21 protein-coding genes are annotated in these 19330 nt (G+C 40.2%); 12 read left to right on the top strand and 9 right to left on the bottom strand.

The window, feature by feature from the left end:
- Window positions 1–60 precede the first annotated feature (60 nt).
- The 5 genes from ACO1QW_RS13330 to ACO1QW_RS13310 all read right to left on the bottom strand — a co-directional run bounded on the left by ACO1QW_RS13330 (window position 61) and on the right by ACO1QW_RS13310 (window position 3483).
- Window positions 61–1176 (bottom strand): NADH-quinone oxidoreductase subunit D, encoded by a 1116-nt coding sequence (locus ACO1QW_RS13330; protein WP_486259282.1) that lies wholly within the window; start codon window positions 1174–1176, stop codon window positions 61–63.
- Between the two features lie 3 nt (window positions 1177–1179).
- Entirely contained in the window at window positions 1180–1638 is a 459-nt protein-coding gene (locus tag ACO1QW_RS13325; RefSeq protein WP_486259280.1) for an NADH-quinone oxidoreductase subunit C, read from the bottom strand.
- Entirely contained in the window at window positions 1635–2177 is a 543-nt protein-coding gene (locus tag ACO1QW_RS13320) for an NADH-quinone oxidoreductase subunit B (protein WP_486259279.1), read from the bottom strand. Before ACO1QW_RS13320 ends, ACO1QW_RS13325 begins: the two co-directional genes overlap by 4 nt.
- A gap of 24 nt (window positions 2178–2201) precedes the next feature.
- Window positions 2202–2552, bottom strand: coding sequence for an NADH-quinone oxidoreductase subunit A (locus ACO1QW_RS13315; RefSeq protein ID WP_486259277.1), 351 nt, complete (start codon window positions 2550–2552; stop codon window positions 2202–2204).
- A 211-nt stretch (window positions 2553–2763) separates the two neighbouring features.
- Window positions 2764–3483 carry a ferredoxin--NADP reductase gene (locus tag ACO1QW_RS13310; RefSeq protein ID WP_486259275.1) on the bottom strand — a complete coding sequence of 240 codons (720 nt, stop codon included), beginning with the start codon at window positions 3481–3483 and terminating at the stop codon, window positions 2764–2766.
- Window positions 3484–3585: 102 nt separating this feature from the next.
- Between ACO1QW_RS13310 and ACO1QW_RS13305 the strand changes: the two genes are divergently transcribed.
- Window positions 3586–4053 carry a hypothetical protein gene (locus ACO1QW_RS13305; protein WP_486259273.1) on the top strand — a complete coding sequence of 156 codons (468 nt, stop codon included), beginning with the start codon at window positions 3586–3588 and terminating at the stop codon, window positions 4051–4053.
- Between the two features lie 43 nt (window positions 4054–4096).
- Window positions 4097–4426: a hypothetical protein gene (locus ACO1QW_RS13300; protein WP_486259272.1), complete on the top strand. Its 330-nt coding sequence runs from the start codon at window positions 4097–4099 to the stop codon at window positions 4424–4426.
- Between the two features lie 75 nt (window positions 4427–4501).
- On the opposite strand, the gene ACO1QW_RS13295 is transcribed toward ACO1QW_RS13300, so the two are convergent.
- Together ACO1QW_RS13295 and ACO1QW_RS13290 are read right to left on the bottom strand one after the other, a co-directional pair.
- Complete coding sequence (locus tag ACO1QW_RS13295) at window positions 4502–4921, bottom strand: lipocalin-like domain-containing protein (protein WP_486259270.1); 420 nt, start codon at window positions 4919–4921, stop codon at window positions 4502–4504.
- A 195-nt stretch (window positions 4922–5116) separates the two neighbouring features.
- Window positions 5117–5950 carry a dienelactone hydrolase family protein gene (locus tag ACO1QW_RS13290; RefSeq protein ID WP_486259269.1) on the bottom strand — a complete coding sequence of 278 codons (834 nt, stop codon included), beginning with the start codon at window positions 5948–5950 and terminating at the stop codon, window positions 5117–5119.
- Window positions 5951–6201: 251 nt separating this feature from the next.
- Between ACO1QW_RS13290 and atpD the strand changes: the two genes are divergently transcribed.
- From atpD to ACO1QW_RS13270, 4 genes are all read left to right on the top strand, one after another.
- Window positions 6202–7701, top strand: a complete 1500-nt coding sequence (gene atpD / locus ACO1QW_RS13285; protein WP_486259267.1) for a F0F1 ATP synthase subunit beta — start codon at window positions 6202–6204, stop codon at window positions 7699–7701.
- 87 nt (window positions 7702–7788) lie between these two features.
- The gene (gene atpC / locus ACO1QW_RS13280; RefSeq protein ID WP_486259266.1) at window positions 7789–8040 is read left to right on the top strand and encodes an ATP synthase F1 subunit epsilon; all 252 of its coding nucleotides are present in this window, start codon (window positions 7789–7791) and stop codon (window positions 8038–8040) included.
- Window positions 8041–8141: 101 nt separating this feature from the next.
- A complete protein-coding gene (locus ACO1QW_RS13275) occupies window positions 8142–10034 on the top strand; it encodes a DUF4139 domain-containing protein (RefSeq protein ID WP_486259264.1) in 1893 nt (630 codons plus the stop codon).
- 77 nt (window positions 10035–10111) lie between these two features.
- Window positions 10112–11170 (top strand): VOC family protein, encoded by a 1059-nt coding sequence (locus ACO1QW_RS13270; RefSeq protein WP_486259263.1) that lies wholly within the window; start codon window positions 10112–10114, stop codon window positions 11168–11170.
- Window positions 11171–11250: 80 nt separating this feature from the next.
- Here ACO1QW_RS13270 and ACO1QW_RS13265 read toward each other — a convergent pair whose 3' ends face one another.
- A complete protein-coding gene (locus tag ACO1QW_RS13265; protein WP_486259261.1) occupies window positions 11251–11802 on the bottom strand; it encodes a YqgE/AlgH family protein in 552 nt (183 codons plus the stop codon).
- Window positions 11803–11969: 167 nt separating this feature from the next.
- On the opposite strand from ACO1QW_RS13265, the gene ACO1QW_RS13260 reads away from it, so the two are divergent.
- On the top strand, window positions 11970–13298 hold the full coding sequence (locus tag ACO1QW_RS13260; RefSeq protein WP_486259260.1) for a sensor histidine kinase: 1329 nt from the start codon (window positions 11970–11972) through the stop codon (window positions 13296–13298).
- Here the strand turns inward: ACO1QW_RS13260 and ACO1QW_RS13255 are convergent, their stop codons facing one another.
- Complete coding sequence (locus ACO1QW_RS13255) at window positions 13299–13706, bottom strand: hypothetical protein (RefSeq protein WP_486259258.1); 408 nt, start codon at window positions 13704–13706, stop codon at window positions 13299–13301. It lies immediately after the preceding gene.
- A gap of 221 nt (window positions 13707–13927) precedes the next feature.
- Between ACO1QW_RS13255 and mraZ the strand changes: the two genes are divergently transcribed.
- From mraZ to ACO1QW_RS13230, 5 genes are read left to right on the top strand one after another with little or no spacing between them, the layout of a single operon-like run.
- Complete coding sequence (mraZ, locus tag ACO1QW_RS13250; RefSeq protein WP_182801999.1) at window positions 13928–14386, top strand: division/cell wall cluster transcriptional repressor MraZ; 459 nt, start codon at window positions 13928–13930, stop codon at window positions 14384–14386.
- Between the two features lie 5 nt (window positions 14387–14391).
- The gene (rsmH, locus tag ACO1QW_RS13245; protein WP_486259256.1) at window positions 14392–15348 is read left to right on the top strand and encodes a 16S rRNA (cytosine(1402)-N(4))-methyltransferase RsmH; all 957 of its coding nucleotides are present in this window, start codon (window positions 14392–14394) and stop codon (window positions 15346–15348) included.
- Window positions 15349–15404: 56 nt separating this feature from the next.
- Complete coding sequence (locus ACO1QW_RS13240) at window positions 15405–15731, top strand: FtsL-like putative cell division protein (protein WP_486259254.1); 327 nt, start codon at window positions 15405–15407, stop codon at window positions 15729–15731.
- Window positions 15731–17839, top strand: a complete 2109-nt coding sequence (locus ACO1QW_RS13235; protein ID WP_486259252.1) for a penicillin-binding protein — start codon at window positions 15731–15733, stop codon at window positions 17837–17839. Before ACO1QW_RS13240 ends, ACO1QW_RS13235 begins: the two co-directional genes overlap by 1 nt.
- A complete protein-coding gene (locus ACO1QW_RS13230) occupies window positions 17839–19305 on the top strand; it encodes a UDP-N-acetylmuramoyl-L-alanyl-D-glutamate--2,6-diaminopimelate ligase (protein WP_486259250.1) in 1467 nt (488 codons plus the stop codon). Before ACO1QW_RS13235 ends, ACO1QW_RS13230 begins: the two co-directional genes overlap by 1 nt.
- The last annotated feature ends 25 nt before the right edge of the window (window positions 19306–19330 follow it).

The following is a 19330-nucleotide window of genomic DNA, read 5'->3' as shown; positions in this document are numbered from 1 at the left end:
CTATTTGACAACTTAGCCCGTGCGTTGCTGGCCTCCCTTTCAGGAAAGGTCGGGAAGGTTTTACCTGTCAATATCGGGTATCACCAAATCCAACGTTCCCATTGCGGCAATAAGGTCACCAATTTTTCCACCCTTCACCATTCTGTTTAATACAGACAGGTTAGAGAAACCCGGTGAACGAAACTTAATGCGATAAGGTGTAGTGCCACCTTCACTTACAATATAAACACCTAACTCGCCACGTGCTGTTTCTGCTTTACTATAAAATTCGCCCTTAGGTAATTTTAGTACGGCTTTTGTTTTTGCCTGGAAATCACCTTCAGGAATATTATCGATCAATTGTTCAACAATGTGTACTGATTGTTGCATTTCACGAACTCTTACCATGTAACGTGCAAATGAATCGCAACCGGTTTCTAATACTTCATCAAATTCCAGCTTATCGTAAATTTCATAAGGATAAAGTTTACGTACATCGCTGCTTACGCCACTTCCTCTTGCTACCGGTCCCGTGCAGCCGTAAGAGATCACATCTTCAGGCGAAATGATGCCCACGCCTTTCATACGATTCTGGAAAATAACATTACCTGTTACCAGCTCATCGTACTCGTGAATTTTACTTTTATATAGTTGAAGAAAATCTTTTACTCTTTTTTGAAAGTTGGGATGAAGATCATGCATTACACCACCGGGCACCATATAGTTCATGGTGAGTCGTGCGCCGCATGTTTCTTCCATAATATCGTTAATACTTTCCCGTTCACGAAACGCATGAAAGAAAGGAGTGAAGGCCCCGAGATCCATTGCCATTGCTCCCCACCATAATTCATGTGAAGCAATGCGTGTTAATTCATCCATCAACACACGAATCACTTGTGCACGTGGAGGAATTTCTAATTGCAAACCTTTCTCCACACACATGGCACATGCATGATTGTTGATGTGGGCAGAGAGATAATCCATGCGGCTTGTTACATAAATGAACTGGCGGTATGTAAGGCTTTCGCACATCTTCTCAATGGAACGATGAATATAACCGAGATGTGGTTCAATGTTCTTTATGGTTTCCCCATTTAACGTAATCACCAAATGCAATACGCCATGTGTGGCAGGGTGCTGTGGGCCTACGTTGATAATTAAATCGCCTTCCGTTGTTGTGCCTACTTCTTCAAACATAAATTATAGTCTGATCATGTTAATCGGATCTTCAAAATCTTTCAGCAAGGGCCGTTTGCCTTCCCATCCATCGGGTAATATCAATAAACGCAGATCGGGATGGTTCAGGAATTTCACACCAAACAATTCATATACTTCACGTTCGTGAAACTCTGCCGTGCGCCAAATATGACTTACTGTTTCTATCTCAGGATTTGCTCTGTCGAGTTTTGATTTTACAACTATCTCATGACGATGAATGGTTGAACGCAAATGGTAAACCATTGTGAGGTGTGTTTTCCAATCAACACATGTTAAACAGAAAAGAAAATTAAACTGTAATGTATCGTTGTTTCGCAGTTGTTGAGCAACTGATGCCCAATCGGCCAATTCAATATTAATGGTAAGAAATTCGCCAGCTTCTTCTATCGTTGCGGAAGGAAGAAGTGCTGTGATACTGGTCTTTAATTCTTCGTTCGTCATATATTTTCTTTTCCTTCCTTTATTTGTTCTCTTGTTAAACCACTCTTGATCTTTTCCTGCAACGATATCAATGCATGTAACAATGCTTCAGGGCGGGGGGGGCAACCTGCCACATACACATCAACAGGTATCACATGATCCGCACCTTTTACAACTGAGTACGTGTTATAAAAGAAAGGTCCTCCGCTAATAGCGCAGGCACCCATTGCAATTACATATTTTGGTTCGGCCATTTGATCGTACAAACGTTTTAAAACGGGTGCCATTTTATTTACAATGGTTCCTGCTATGATAATCACATCGGCCTGGCGTGGTGTGGCACGTGCTACTTCAAAACCAAAACGGGAAAAATCGTATTTAGCACCAGCGGTACTCATCATTTCAATACCGCAACAACTGGTGGCAAACGTAAGTGGCCATAAAGAATTGGAACGTGCCCAATTGATGACATCATCCAGTTTACTGAGAACAATACCACCGCCGGGTATTTCATGTATCTCTCCGGGAAAATCACTCTTTGTATGTTCTTGTGTTGTCATCCGGTACTGTTTGCTGTTTTGTTTTTATTTCCATTTTAACGCACCTTTTTTATGTGCGTATAAAAAGCCCATGAATAAAATGAAAAAGAAAATAATGATTTCAACCAAAGCTAATAAGCCTACCTGCTTTGCAGCAACGGCCCATGGATATAAAAAGATTAGCTCCACATCAAAAATTAAAAAGATAAGAGCGAATAAATAGTAACCTACATTAAACTGGATCCAGCTTGGCCCCACGGTTGGGATGCCACATTCATAAGGTTCGGCTTTTTGTTTATTTTTTGTGGTTTTGGTCACCACTTTTGCTATAAGGATAGCACCAGCCGAAAAGGCAATGGCAGCAAGGATTAATATAATGAGTGAGGCAGCACCCATAATTGAAATGGTTTGATTGCGGTTTTAAATTACGTCATTTCTTCTTTCGCCTGTTGTTAATATGCAAAAACTTATTCAGAAATGTTAGTATGAATATGTTTGCAACAGGAATTATGATTTGAAAGGCGAAAGGTCGCAGTTGAATGACTTACAGAAATTGATGAAAGTCATCAGAAAAACTGTTTCAACTCATCTGATACAATGATGAAGATTAGCCATATAATTCCTGGTGAATGGCTTTTTTATCGTAGCCCATATCCATGATGCGTTTTTTTGTTTCATCGATCATGGCCTTCCATCCGCAAAGGAAAAAATTGGCTTCTTGTTTACCTGCGCATAATTCTTCGTAAATAGGATGCACATAACCTTTACGCCCTTCCCATTCTTCTCTCGACAATGTAGGTATATAATGAAAGCCCGGAAGTTCTTCCTGCAATTTGCTCAACTCTTCGTAATAAAGCAGATCAGTTTTCTTACGTGTACCGAAGAGCAGGTAAATATTTTTATGCGGCACGTTGTGAAGTTTTATGTAGTGCGACATGCTGCGGAAAGGTGCAATGCCTGTTCCTGTGCAAATAAAGAAGATATCTTTTTCAATAGGATCAGGTAATGTAAACACACCCATTGCACCACGCACAGGTATTTCAGTTCCCACTACTGCATTGGCAAATAACCAGGTGGTGCCTGCGCCTTGTTCGTTTAATACGATCAGCAGTTCAAATACATTTGTGCCATCGGGCCATGAAGCAATACTATAGCTTCGGAGTCGTTTGCTTTGTTGTTCGTGAATAGGAAATTCAAGCTGTACAAATTGCCCCGGTTTAAAATCAAAAACATCAATTTCAGAAAGTTGTATCCAGTAACGTTTTGTGTTGGGAGTTTCATCTACAATACGGATGATTGTGCCGGTTCGCCAGGGTTGTAGCGCCATGAGTTTCAGTTTTGATTGGTCGAATGTATTTTATCTACGTCAATTATTCATCATTTTTTTTATTGAAGATGATTTGTATTTTGTTTATTCAACCTTTCAACAATGCCTGTTACTACACATTTAAGCAGGAAAATGATCTTTACGTTCATAACTGCTTTTCTAGTTTTTACTTCCTGTAAAGTAACCTTGCTTGCTCCGTATGATGAGATTACTGATAAGATTGTTACAGAGATGCAGGAAGCAACTTCAGCTTTTTTTGTAAAGCTCGAAAGCGAACCAACATCAGCTGCAATGAAGTATGAGCAACAGAAAGAATTTTATCAGAAGTTGAAAGTAAAAGCAGCAACAGTACGCATCAGAAATAAAGCCATCGATAAAAATAAAACAGTGGTGAGTATGATCAATGAGCTTGAAGCAAATGTCAACAGGCTTGAAACATTACATAAAGGCAAAGCAAATGGTTTGCTTCTACCAGAGGAAGTAATGTTGTTGAAAGATGCATTTGAAACACAGTATAGCGCCATCATTCGTTTTATGATGGCGTTGAAACAAAGAGCTAAAGCTGATTAATTATAAACTCCCTTCCTTCAACCAATCATCTTAAATCTTTCTTATGGCACTTGATACCACTGCACTTATTAATGATATGCTCGGCGCAGCAAAAAATAATCTTGGAAAATTCTGGAAAGATGCCAAACCATTTGCAGAAGGTGAGACCTTAAACATGGCCAACAAACTGTTGCTGATAGAAAAACTAAAACTGGAAGGAAAGATCACAAAAGAAGAAGCACAACTTCATATTGAAATTCAGAAAGGTGCTTTTCGTACTGTACTGATGAGTATAAAAGGATTGGGTTTAATTGCAGTAGAAAGTACGATCAATGCGGCGTTAGGTGCTGTTGCAAAAACGGTGAATAAGGCAATAGGGTGGGGATTGCTATAAAAAATTTGTAATCAAATAATATAAGTAAACAAAAAGGAGGCTCGTCGGCCTCCTTTTTATACTAAAGTTTTGAAATTACTGTTTGGTTAATGTAAAAACCAATGACTGGCCGCCAAAACTTTCAGAGATTTCTAAGCCATTACATTTGTTAGTTACATTACCATCAAAATCGTCTCCATCGCCTGAATGAGTGACTGTAAGACGTCCACTTACAACATCCCAAGTTCCTGTTCCACTAGAAGATGAAGCACAAGCAGTACCTGCATCGGTATAAACCACCGATTTGTCAGCCTTTAATTCATAAACATCATCTCTTAAACAAGCTTCAGAGAAGTACTGATTTGTAATATCCTGACCAGCCAAAGTTATTTTTGTGACTTTGTAATTTCCTGCAATTGCAGCTACAGTTTTTTCACAAGTAGTTTCTTTGTCGTTTTTCTTACAAGCGAAGAGGAGAGCAGAGGCAGCGATAGCTGCGAAGAAATAATTTTTCATGAGATACAATTGATTTTGTTTCGGCGAAACTAGTTGCAGCAGTTCATTAAACCTACTATTGCTGATTGCAAATTGATAACTGTGTAGAAACACAGATAATTGTGCAGCTTACATTTTTATTCTTCGGAATTTACGGTCATAAATAAAAAAAGGACTTTCAAAAAAGTCCTTTTTTTATTTTGGCGATTAGTGTTGTTATTGAAACAGCGATGTAAAAAAATCTTTCATATCCTTCCAGCTGGCACTATCTGCAGCTGCATTATATTTAATGGGAATCTTAAATTTCTCACCCATTGCGGTTGCATTAGGATTAGTGAATGCATGTGTAGCATTTGCATATTCTTTAAATGTATAAGGAATGCCAACAGAATCCATTTGCTTTTTAAATGTAGCCACTTCAGCAGCGGGTACAAAAGGATCGGCAGCTCCATGGCAGACAAGAATCTTTGCTTTCAACAAATCTTTATTTAAGGGCGTGCCGACAAGGTTGCCGTGAAAACTTACAACCCCTTTCACATTTAATCCCATGCGGGCACTATTCAATACCATAGCACCACCGAAGCAATAGCCGATGGCTGCAATATTCGCCGTATCAGTTTGTGCATAGCTTTTCAAATTTGCCAAAGCAGCGTCAATACGGGTCTTCGCCATTTGCGGATTTTGATAAAAAGGCCCGGCAAATGCCCCGGCACTATCCGGATTATCGGCCGTTTTACCATTGCCATACATATCCACAGCCATGGCGATATAGCCGAGTTTTGCCAGTTCCCGTGCCCGCATCATGCCGTAATCGTTCAAACCCCACCATTCGGGCAGCACTAAAATAGCCGGGCGGGTACCTTGTTTATTCTCATCATACACCACAAACCCATTCATTATAATATTGTCGCCGTTGTAAGTAACCCTTTCTTCTTTCAGCATTGGTTCTTTTACTTCTGTTTCTGTTTTCTTTTCTGTTGGATTATTGCAGGCGGCAGCGGTAGAAAAAAGGGCCGTCATAATAATTAACCTGGTTGCTATTTTTCTCATAATGGAACATTTAAAAATGAAAACTGAGCTAATAACCACAAAGGGAATAAAAAGTTTTGGGAAAGTGATATTATATAACTTCATTTAGCGACAGAATAAGGGGCAAAAACCATGTCAAATCCTTTAAAACCAGCTTTCCTCAACATTTTTTCCTCATTTCTAAATTATCCCGTTTTCAATTTTACATTTCACCCCTGCACCCTTACCTTTGCGGCCAGTTTTCAAAACCATTCTTTTAAATAACATTTAATATGGCCAATACTGGTAAGGTAAAACAGGTTATCGGTGCCGTTGTAGACGTTCAGTTCGACGGTACACTCCCCGAAATTTACAGTGCTCTTGAATTAAAACGCCCAAACGGTGAAGTGCTTGTTATGGAAGTTCAGCAGCACCTTGGTGAAGATAGCGTTCGTACCATTGCAATGGATGGTACTGAAGGTCTCGTTCGTGGTATGGAAGTAACAGATACCGGTAAAAACATCCTGATGCCAACCGGTGAACTCATTAATGGCCGTTTATTTAACGTAACTGGAGATGCAATTGATGGTTTGCCCCAGGTGAGCAAAGCCACAGGCCGCCCGATTCATGCTAAGCCACCCGCTTTCGAAAACCTCAGTACTTCAAACGAAATCCTGTTTACAGGTATCAAAGTAATCGATTTGATCGAGCCATATGCAAAGGGTGGTAAAATTGGTTTGTTTGGTGGTGCGGGTGTGGGTAAAACCGTATTGATCCAGGAATTGATCAACAATATCGCAAAAGGTTATGGTGGTCTTTCTGTATTTGCCGGTGTAGGAGAGCGTACCCGTGAAGGAAACGATCTGTTGCGTGAAATGATTGAAGCAGGTATCATGAAATATGGTGATGCTTTCAAACATAGTATGGAAGAAGGTGGATGGGATCTTTCTAAAGTGGATATGGAAGGTTTGAAAGAATCAAAAGCAACCTTCGTGTTTGGCCAGATGAACGAACCTCCAGGTGCACGTGCTCGTGTGGCATTGAGTGGTTTGACAATTGCCGAGTATTTCCGTGATGGAGATGGTACAGGTAAAGGAAAAGATATCTTGTTCTTCGTTGATAATATCTTCCGTTTCACGCAAGCTGGTTCTGAAGTATCTGCGTTGTTAGGCCGTATGCCTTCAGCGGTAGGTTACCAACCAACACTTGCAACTGAGATGGGATTGATGCAGGAGCGTATCACTTCAACACGTAACGGTTCAATTACCTCCGTACAGGCGGTATATGTACCTGCGGATGATTTGACCGATCCGGCACCTGCAACAACATTTGCTCACCTTGATGCAACAACGGTATTGGATCGTAAGATTGCCGATCTTGGTATCTATCCTGCGGTAAGTCCGTTGGAATCTACTTCACGTATCCTTACTCCTGCAATTGTGGGTGAATCACATTACAATACTGCAAACCGTGTGAAGTTGATCCTTCAGCGTTACAAGGAACTGCAGGATATCATTGCTATCCTTGGTATGGATGAATTGAGTGAAGAAGATAAAATGACTGTATTCCGTGCACGTAAAGTGCAGCGTTTCCTTTCTCAGCCATTCCACGTTGCGGAGGCGTTCACCGGTCTGAAAGGTGTATTCGTAAGCATCGAAGACACGATCCGTGGCTTTAACATGATCATGGATGGTGAAGTGGATGAATATCCTGAAGCATCATTCAACCTTGTTGGTACAATTGAAGATGCCATCGAAAAAGGTAAGAAGTTAATGGCAGCAGCGAAAGGGTAAAATCAATTTGAAAATTTGAAGATGGGTTAATTTGAAAATAACGCCCGTCAATTTTCAAATTTTCAAATTCACAAATTTTCAAATTGTATGAATTTAGAAATATTAACTCCACTCGGAAAAACATACAGCGGCGAGGTAATTGGCGTACAGTTGCCTGGTATTGCCGGTAGCTTTGAAGTGTTGGATAATCACGCTCCGTTAGTAAGTGCTTTGAAAGCAGGTCAATTAAAGATCCTGGTTGAAAAGAACCGTAACGAACTGTATAAGATCCAGGGTGGTTTTGTAGAAGTGCTGAACAATAAAGTAACAGTACTGGTAGAAGGAAGTGAAGCTGTATAATTTTACAGTTAAGAATTTAAAAATCCCCCGCTTTAAGCGGGGATTTTTGTTTTATGTAATCTTTAGATCATCTGCATCAAGCCTTCATAAAACAATTGTTTATGAAAGCAGCGATCTATTTTCTCGCCCTTCTTTTCTCTCCTTTTTTAGTAACAGCACAGCAGGTAAAACGTACAACCATTGAAACAAAAATGGAACAGGTGACTGTGTTCACAAAAGGGGCACAGGTAAAACGCACAGGCAGGCAATCCATACAAACAGGGAAACAGGAGATCGTTTTCACCGGCATTTCTACCGATATTGAAAAGCAAAGTGTACAGGTGAAAGCCGATGGCAAACTCACAATTCTATCTGTACGTGTTCAACGTGATTATTTGAAAGAACAGGAAGTAAGAGAAGAGATTAAAACTACGCAGGAGAAATTTTTTCAGCTCAATGATAAGATCGGTCTTACGTCAAAAGTGCTGGAAGTATTTAAGCAGGAGGAGACCATGCTCATCAAAAACCAGCAGATTGCAGGTTCAACCGTTACATTAAAACCAGAAGAGTTACGGCAAGCTCTCGATTTTCAACGGCAACGTTTAACCGAAGTGTTGAAGCAACAACTATCGTTGCAAAAAGAGATCGAAGAGATGAATAAGGAACGCAGCAAACTCGCAAATCAACTAACTGAAATGAGTCGTAAAATTGATCTTTCTACCAATGAAATTGTGGTATTGGCGGATGTAAAAGAAACCGCAACTGTTCCCTTTGAAATAACTTATCTCGTGCAAAAAGCCGGCTGGTATCCTACTTATAATATTCGTGTAAAAGATGTGGTGAGCAAACTACAACTTGAAATGAATGCCAATGTTTATCAAACAAGTGGTGAGAATTGGAACAATATTAAACTTGTTTTATCAACGGGAAATCCCAGCGATAATAATTCAAAACCCCTGATCAATCCCTGGTTTATTTCTTATGTAGATGCGCAGATGAGCAATTACATGAAGCAATGGACTATTGGAGGAAGTGATCAAATGTTGATGGGAAGAATTACTGATGATAAAGGTGTGCCACTACCCGGTGCAAGTATAATGTTGAAGGGAACAACGCAATCAGTTGTTACCGATGCAAATGGTTTTTATCGTTTAAAAGCAAGTGGAATAAATCAAGGCTTACTGGTTTCTTATGTTGGGTATGAGCCGTATGAATTTGCTGCGGGAAGAAGTTTTGTTAACGTGGCATTGAAACCGGCGGCTAATAATTTACAGGAAGTTGTTGTAACAGGTTATGGAGTAGAGGATGGATTGCAGGGTAAAGTTGCCGGTGTACAAATAAGAGGAATGTCCAGTATGAAGAAGGAAGCCAAATCTATTCCATTACAAGTGATCAATACTTTCCAGCCCATTACAACGCAATACGAAATACAGGAAATTGCCACAGTGAACAACGATGGCAAAATAAACACGATGAGCATCAACGAAAAAAGTATTGATTCCTATTATGAATATTACACCGCACCGAAATTGGATGAAGCTGCTTACCTCACTGCCAAACTAATTAACTGGCAGGATCTGAACTTAATTCCCGGGGAAACCAATTTATTTTTTGAAGGAACATTTCTCGGCAAATCTTATCTCGATCTTTCAAACGATTCGGATACACTGTCGCTATCATTGGGCGTGGATAAAGGCATTACAGTTAAACGAACATTATTGAAAGAGTTCAGCAATAAGAAATTCCTGGGCGGTAACCGTACAGATACAAAGCAATACGAGATCGTTGTTCGCAATAACAAAAACGTGCCGGTGAATATCATCCTCGAAGATCAGTTTCCCATCTCTACGTTAAAAGAAATTGAAGTAGACGATTTGAAACATGAGGGAGGAAAATTGAATGATGAAACAAAGATCGTCACCTGGACATACATCATTGAGCCGAAACAAGTGAAGAAAATGGAATTGAAGTACAGCGTAAAATATCCGAAGGAAAAGAAATTGCAGCTTGATTAATTGTGAAAGAACCGCAGCCTGACGCTGCGGTTTTTTTCTGCATCTTTCCTATCTTCACGCACTTCAAAAATTTTGATATGCGCAGGATCATCAGTGGTATTCAGCAGGTTGGTATCGGTGTTACAAATGCCGACGAAGCTTTTGTATGGTATAACAAACATTTCGGTACCGATGTGGTGGTGTTTAAAGATGCAGCCCGTGCGGAGCTGATGAAACGTTATACAGGTGGTGAAGGTCACGAACGTTATGCCATTCTAGCGTTGAATATGCAGGGTGGCGGTGGCTTTGAAATTTGGGAATACCGCAGTCGTAAATCGCAACCTGCAGCCTTTGAAGTGCAGTTGGGCGATACAGGCATCTTCGTTATCAAAATAAAATGTAAAAATGTAAAAGCAGCTTATGCTGAGTACCAGAAAGCAGGCTTGAATTTATTAAGTGCGCCGAAAGAAAATCCCGGTGGTATTGAATCGTTCTTTTTGAAAGATCCTTACGGAAATATTTTTGAAGTTATGGCCGATGATAATTGGTTTGGTGATACCGGAAGACACACGGGTGGTGTTTGTGGCGTAACCATCGGCGTTAGTTCCATAGCTAAAGCAATTCCTTTTTATGAAAAGATATTGGGCTACGATAAGCAATTGTTTCTAGATGAAGGTCATTACGAAGAGTTTAGCAAAATGCCCGGTGGTCAACATCATTTTAAACGTGTGATGCTTGGTCATACACGTAAACAGGAAGGTGCATTTTCAAAACTTCTTGGGCCGACTTATATTGAATTGATTGAAGTAACAGATCGTACACCAAAGAAAATATTTGAGAACCGTTTTTGGGGTGATCAAGGGTATATTCACCTCTGCTTTGATATCAATGGTTACGAAGAGCATGAGCGCATTTGCAATGAAAATGGTTTTCCATTTACAGTTGACAGTGCCAACAGTTTTGATATGGGTGAAGCAGCAGGCCACTTTTCTTACAACGAAGATCCCGATGGCACATGGATCGAGTATGTAGAAACACATCGTGTGCCTATCCTCAAAAAAATTGGTTGGTATCTAAATCTTAAAAACAGGAAGCCGGAAAAGCCTTTGCCCAACTGGATGGTAAAGAGTTTAAGTTTTTCGAGAGTGAAGGTGTAGTAGCCCTGAGCGGAGTCGAAGGGCGGTTTACTCAATCGAGCGTAGTCGAGATTGAGGGAAATTGAAACAAATGTCATAACCTAATTCAACTGTGGATCAATCGGGTAGTTAATGATCTGGCTATACTGCCCACCCATTGATTTTACTGCTTCTTTCCAGATATTATCTGTTTCATTGTGAAAAACAATATTGCGGCTGGCGTTCACCGTTAGCCAGCTTTTTTCTTTCATCTCATCCTTCAGTTGCCCATTGCTCCAACCACTATAGCCGAGATAAAAACGTATTTTATCCAGCTCTAGTGTTTCATTTTTGAGCATGCTTAATACAATATCAAAATCGCCGCCCCAGAAAATGCCTTTTGTTATTTCCTGTCCGCCTGGTATTTCGTTGGGAAGCTGATGTAAAAAATGAAGTGTGTCCATTTGAACAGGGCCGCCATAGAAAACGGGAACTGTATGTCCTTCAAGATCGCTGATCAGCTCATTGAGTGTTTGCTCAAATGTTCTGTTGATCACTAACCCAAAACTTCCCGCTTCATCATGCTCACAAAGCAACACTACGGTACGCATAAAATTGGGATCCTTTAAAAAAGGATCAGATATCAGTAATATGCCACTAGCCGGTTCAATCATATCATTAATTTACATCGGAATTTTCAAATTTCCATTTTTTTGCATTGGGTTCTGTCAAAGCCACGTTAAAACAAATTGCTTCTGCGAAATAGACGATTTCCTGTTATTTTCACAGGTATTTTTGCAGGTAGCCCCAAAAAGGTAAATGACAATAGTAAAATTTCTACATGAAGAAAACGTTTCCCATCATTATTGGCTTGATCACACTTTCATTAATGGGGATCATTTATATACAGGTATCCTGGTTAAGAAATCTTGCGTTTTTAAGGGAAGAACAATTGAAAGAAAAATTAGCGGCTGTTATACAACAGGTGGGCGAAGAATTGGTGGTGCAGCGTAGTGATGCGTTTAATAACCTTGGCCGCATGCCGGGTATGAAGTTTCCAGGCGATGGGTATGATGTTTACAAACAGTTTTCCGTTACCAACAGGTTTACTATTTACGAGATCAGGGAAAAGTTGCAGAAAGCATTTGTCAGAAATAATTTAAAAGATACAGAGTTTGAATTTGCGGTGGCGAGTGATAATGTATTTGGGCACTATGAATTAAAGTCGCCACGATTTATGGATATGGCTTCTGATACGGTGCATAATTTAAAAGCATGGTATCCCTTGGTGGCGAGCAGTGGAAGTATACTTGAAAGCCTGGCACCTGATGAAGTATTTGTAATTGTAGTACCCGATGTAAAAAGTTATGTATTACAATCGCTGGGTTGGATGATCACCGGTTCAATACTATTTACACTCATCATCATTACTGCCTTTTTCTTGACGATAAGAACATTGTTGCGTCAAAAGAAACTCGGCGATATGAAGAATGATTTCATCAATAATATGACGCATGAGTTAAAGACACCACTTGCAACAATTTCATTGGCAGTTGATGCATTAAAAAGTGAAAAGGTGCTCAGCAACCCTGAGAAGCTTGGTTATTTCACAGGCATGATCAAGGATGAAAACAAACGCATGAACAAACATGTGGAGTCAATTCTGCAGGCGGCACAAATGGAGCGGCAGGAAGTGCAATTGAATTTACGGGAGTTGCATGTGCATGCGATCATCCGCAATGTGTTAAGCAATCTCCAGTTACAAATTGAAGAGAAGCAAGGGAAAGTGGATGTGCAATTAAATGCAACAAACGATTTAATGGATGCAGATGAAGTGCATTTAACCAACCTCATTAACAATCTTGTTGATAATGCCTTGAAGTATTCAAAAGATGATTCGTTTCAACTACACATCAATACAAAAAACTTAGGTAAGTTTATTCGTATCACGGTAGAAGACCATGGTATTGGTATGAATAAAGAAACCTTATCAAGAGTGTTTGAAAAATTCTATCGTGCACACACGGGCAACGTGCATAATGTAAAAGGTTTTGGTCTTGGCCTCAGCTATGTAAAAACAATGGTGGAAGCCCATGGTGGTAAGGTAAAAGCCGATAGTGTAGTTGGAAAGGGTAGTACGTTTACAGTTGATCTGCCGTTGAAGAAATGATCATCTTTTCGCAACCGGTATCATCAACTTCAACCCACTCCATTGATCAGTAACAGCACACACTTTAACATCTACCAAATTGTTCGATAAAGCAAACTGTCGTATCCAGTCTTCAGTAACATCAGTAGCAATGCCTGAACTCTTTTTATACCAGCTCACCCACAGGCTAACGTTGCCGCTCAGCCGCTTTTCAATTTTATTGAATTGTTGAAGAAATTCTTTTTGTGAGGTAACGAAAAGATGAACAAAGCCGGGCCGCTCTTTTGGCTTGCAGATCTGCGATGAACAATTGGCCGCAATCAACTGCCAATAAACATCTATTCCACCGGGCGGGTTAATGATCAGCAACTTGAGCTGATCTGTGATCCCCAGTTTTTTAATAAGCGGTGTTCCTGAATAAGCAATCATCGCAAAAAAGTTTAATTCACATTGAAAAATGGCTTTTCCACAGGCTATTCACCGTAATCCACAGGCCTATCCACAAAAAGGGGCCATTATTCATCTCTAATCCTTTGCCAGTAAGACTCAGCGAGTTGTGGAAAAAATAAAACTTGACACTTTTGGTTCGAAAGTGGGAAAAAGTGTTATTTTGTGTGTAAATGTGTAATTTTTCGTTCAAAATCGCTTAAATGATTGGTTTTCTGGGAGAATATGAGGTTACGCTCGACGCAAAAGGTCGATTCCTGCTCCCGGCTGGCTTTAAAAAGCAAATGCCGGAAGAGTGGAACAGCCAATTTGTGATCAGCCGTGGCTTAGACTCATGTCTCTCTTTATACCATTCTAAACATTGGGAACCCATTTTCACCCACATCAGTTCTTTAAACGATTTTGATCCGAAGGTAAGGCAATTTCAACGCTACTTTTTGAACGGAGCAACCACCATCGAGCTTGATTCTGCAGGTCGTTTACTGGTGCCTGCTCAACTGAAAGAATTTGCAGGGCTTGATAAAGATGTAGTGTTGTTTGCCAAGGGAAATAAGATAGAAATATGGGATAGTAATAAGTACAAACAGTTCTTTGAAGCCCTTTCAGCCAACGATTTCAGCAACCTGGCGAATGAGGTGATGGTGAAACCTCCGGTGTTGTAAGAAAGATGGCGAAACAAAAAAAAATACAAGCTGCAGACCCGCAAAAGGTCGATCAGCAACAGGATGTTTATCACATTCCTGTAATGCTGATGGAAGCCGTTGATGCGTTAAACATAGATCCTGATGGCGTTTATGTTGATTGCACTTTCGGCGGCGGTGGTCACAGCAGGGAGATTTTGAAACGCTTGGGAAAAGACGGGAAGTTGATCGCTTTTGATCAAGACCCTGATGCTAAACGCAACCTTCCTGATGATGAACGTATCGTTTTTGTTCCGCACAACTTTAAACATCTTAACCGCTTTTTAAAACTGAACGGTTTTGCAAAAGTGGACGGCATCTTAGCCGACCTAGGAGTTTCGAGTCACCAGTTTGATGAAGGTAAAAGAGGTTTTTCTACAAGGTTCGATGGTCCGCTCGATATGCGTATGGATCCGTCGCAACCAGTAACAGCTTCTTCTATTCTTCTCACTTATTCGCAACAGCAATTGCACAAATTGTTTGAACAGTATGGAGAAGTAACCAATGCAAAAACACTCGCTGCAACAATCGTTCAGCAACGTAACAGTAATCCATTTCAAACAATTGAGCAGTTGAAGCAGGCGTTGCAACCGGTGGTAAAGGGTAATCCCAATAAATATTTCGCCCAGGTATTCCAGGCATTGCGTATTGAAGTGAATGATGAATTAGGTGTGTTGAAAGAATTGTTAGAGCAATTGCCCGGCGTACTTAAACCCAAAGCCCGGGTGGCTATCATTTCCTTTCATTCGTTGGAAGACAGACTGGTGAAAAACTTTTTCAAAAAAGGAAGTTTTGAACAGGAAACCTATAACCCGTTTGAAAGGGAAACAAAAGAACAGGTATTTAAGATCATATCGAAGAAACCAATAGAACCAACGGCTGAAGAGCAGAAACTGAATTCAAGATCCAGAAGTGCACGGTTACGTATAGCCGAAAAACTTTAACCCTTGTAAAAACTAAGCAACAAACAAACTGAACACAGGAAACTACAAACAAACCAATGGCAGTAAAAGAGCCAAAGATCGATTTTAAGAAGTGGTTGAATTACCAGTGGATCGTTAAGAACGTTCCATACTTCCTCTTTCTCTCCCTGCTGGCGATCATATACATCGCCAATGGCCATTACGCCGATAACACCATCCGCAATATCAACAAAACCACAAGACAGTTAAAAGAACAAGAGTATGAGTACAAAACACTCAATGGTAAACTCATGTTCCAAAACCGTTTAAGCGAAGTATCAAAAGCAGTTGAACCAATAGGTTTAAAAGAAAATATTCAGCAACCCATCAAATTAACCGACAGTACAAAACTGAAAGACAATTAATGGAAGTTAAAAAAGACATATTGTGGCGTGTGTACCTGGGATTTCTCGGGTTGAGTCTTTTTGGCTTGCTCATTCTTGGCAAAGCTTTCTATACGCAACGTATTGAAGGCAGCTACTGGAAGAGTATGGGAGATAGTTTGCATACGAAGATACTTGATCTTGATGCAGAGCGTGGCACTATTTATAGCGAAGATGGAAGCATGTTAAGTACATCGTTACCACAGTTTGATATCTATATTGATTTTGGTGCCGATGGTTTGCGTGCAAAGAGTGGTAAGAATTTTAAAGAGAATATTGATTCACTAAGCATTGCTTTGGCAGGTTTATTCAACGATAAGAATGCAGCTACATACGAAAAGGAATTAAAGCAGGCATATAAAGATAAAGAGCGTTACTACCTGCTTCATAAAAAAGTTTCGTTTGAAGATTACAAACAGCTGCGTGAGTTTCCGCTGGTGCGTTTAGGTCGCAACAAGAGTGGTTTTATCGCTGAAGTAAAAACAAAAAGACTTAACCCATTTGGTGAACTTGGTTTCCGTACCATTGGTTTGTATCGGGAAAATTCAAAGCTTGTTGGACTTGAACGATCATTTGATAGTGTATTGCGTGGTACAACCGGTAAGCGCCTGGTTCGATACGTTGCTGGAGGTGTAATGATGCCGGTGGAAGGTTTTGAAGTGGAACCGGAAAACGGTGATGATGTGTATACAACTATTGATGTAAACATCCAGGATATTACTGAACGTGCATTGATGCGTACCATGACAACCAATGAAGCATTGGAAGGTACATGCATTGTAATGGAAGTAGCTACTGGAAAAATAAAAGCCATTGCAAATCTTGGTCGCACAAAAGACGGTACCTATTTCGAAACAGATAATTATGCTTTACGCACTTCAGAGCCAGGTTCAACTGTAAAGCTTGTAACACTGCTTGCTGCGTTGGAAGATAAGCACGTAACAATCAATGATAACATCGCAATACATGGTGGTCGTTGGAATCTGAATGGAAGAACAATTGTTGATGATCATCATGGACCTGAAGTAACAAGTATTAAAACAGCTTTTACACAAAGTTCGAATGTGGCAATGAGTAAACTGGCTTACCAATATTATACAGGTAAACCTAAAGAGTATTACAAGCACTTCAGCGCACTTCATCTTACTTCAAAAACAGGTATAGAGCTGAACGAAGAATTTAGTCCGCTCATTCGTAACCCTAATAAAGTAAAACCAAAGAACTGGCATCCGCAAACATTGGCGTCGTGGGGATTTGGATATGAATTGATGGTATCGCCGTTGCAAATGCTGATGGTGTACAACGCCGTTGGAAACAATGGAAAAATGATGAAGCCTTATCTCTTGAACGAGATCAGGAGTTACGGAACAGTGATCAGGAAAAATGAACCTGTTGTATTAAATGATGCAATTGCAAGTGAAGCTACCATCAAACAACTGCAGGAATGTTTAGCAGCAGTTTGCACAGAAGGCACTGCCAGGAAACAATTTGAAACGGCTCCTTACAAAGCAGCAGGCAAAACAGGCACAGCTAAAGTGAATGATGGAAAATATAAATATCGTGATGGCGTGTATCAGTCAGCATTTGCAGGTTATTTCCCTGCAGAAGCGCCGAAGTATTCCATCATTGTGGTGGTGAAGAACAAACCACATGCGGCTAACTACTATGGAGGATCTGTGGCAGCTCCCGTATTCAGAGAAATTGCTGACCATCTTTATAAATACAGCCAGGAACAGCAGCAACCTTATCAATTGTCTGCCATTGCTGATTCTATGCTGTACACATTCAATGGAATGAAGAGTGAGTTGCAGGTAATCTCAACTCAATTTGGATTTAGTTATACCGATCAGCTGGCCGGTAACTGGCGCCGTTCATTCGTGAAAAATAATAATGTTCAACCGCTACCAGTGGACACGAAAGGGAAATTAATGCCTGATGTAAAAGGAATGGGATTGAAAGATGCATTGTATGTATTGGAAACAGCAGGTGTGAAAGTAAAAGTGAACGGTAAAGGACGAATCAATAATCAATCTATTGCAGCAGGTACACCTGTTGCGAAAGGACAAGAAATAACGTTGTCTCTCAACTGATGGCAGTATTAAAAGACATATTGTACAAAGTGCATTTGCGTAGCGTTCACGGTGCAACGAATGTTGATGTGAATGATTTGCAGATCGATTCACGCATGGTGAAGCCAGGTACTTGCTTTATTGCAATGAAAGGAGTGTCAGTTGATGGGCATGAGTTTATTAATAAAGCAATTGAGTTGGGAGCAACTGCAGTGATATGCGAGGTATTACCGGAGCAATTGAACGATGATGTAAACTACATACAAGTTGCAAACAGTGCAGAAGCTGCGGGCTTAATGGCCAACCAGTTCTTTGGAAATGTGAGTGAGCAAATGAAAGTGGTTGGTGTTACGGGCACTAACGGTAAAACAACCATTGCAACATTATTATTTAAACTGTTTAGTGGTTTAGGTTATCGCTGTGGTTTGATCTCAACAGTTGAGTACCATGTGGGTGATAAGGTTTATCCTTCAACACACACAACTCCCGATGTCATCAACCTGAACAGTTTATTAAAACAGATGTACGATGCGGGTTGCACTTATGTATTTATGGAGTGCAGCAGTCATGCAATTCACCAACATCGTATAACAGGCATTCAATTCAAAGGCGCATTGTTTAGCAATATTACTCATGATCACCTCGATTATCACAAAACCTTTGATGAATACATCAAAGTAAAAAAGAGCTTTTTTGATGGACTAGGGGCTGATGCGTTTGCCATTAGTAATAAGGATGATAAGAGAGGTGAGGTGATGTTGCAGAATACAAAAGCAAAGAGGTTGTATTACGGTCTCAAGAGTATTTCCGATTTCAAAGGAAAGATATTGGAGAACAGCCTGACGGGTTTGCAGATGATGGTGAATAATGAGGAAGTGCATTTTCGTTTGATCGGGGAATTCAATGCATACAACCTGTTGGCAGTTTACGGTGCAGCTGTTTCGTTAAATGAGGACAAGAATAAAGTGTTGCAGGTGTTAAGTGGTATAACCGGTGCTGAAGGAAGATTCGATTACATCATTTCACCAAAGGATCTCATTCTCGGTATTGTTGATTATGCACACACACCCGATGCATTGGAAAATGTATTGAGCACCATTAAAAAGTTGAGAAGGGGGCATGAGCAGATCATCACTGTGATTGGTTGCGGTGGAGATAGAGATAAAACAAAACGTCCGGTAATGGGTGAAGTGGCTTGTGAACTTAGCGACAGGGTGATCTTCACAAGTGATAATCCACGTAGTGAAGATCCATTGGAGATATTGGCTGATATGGAATTTGGTTTGAGCAGTGCAGCAAGAAGAAAATTTATTTCAATCGCTGATCGAAAAGAAGCGATCAAAACAGCCGTGAGTCTTGCAAAACACGAAGACATCATTCTTGTTGCAGGCAAGGGTCACGAAAAGTACCAGGACATTAAAGGCATTAAATACTCTTTTGATGATAAGAAGGTACTGGAAGAAATGTTTGAATTATTAGAAAGATGAGTGATGAGTGATGAGTAATCAATGA

Source organism: Lacibacter sp., assembly GCF_057361365.1.
The sequence above is the reverse complement of the archived record's forward strand: the minus strand, read 5'-3'. Positions and strand labels throughout refer to the sequence as shown.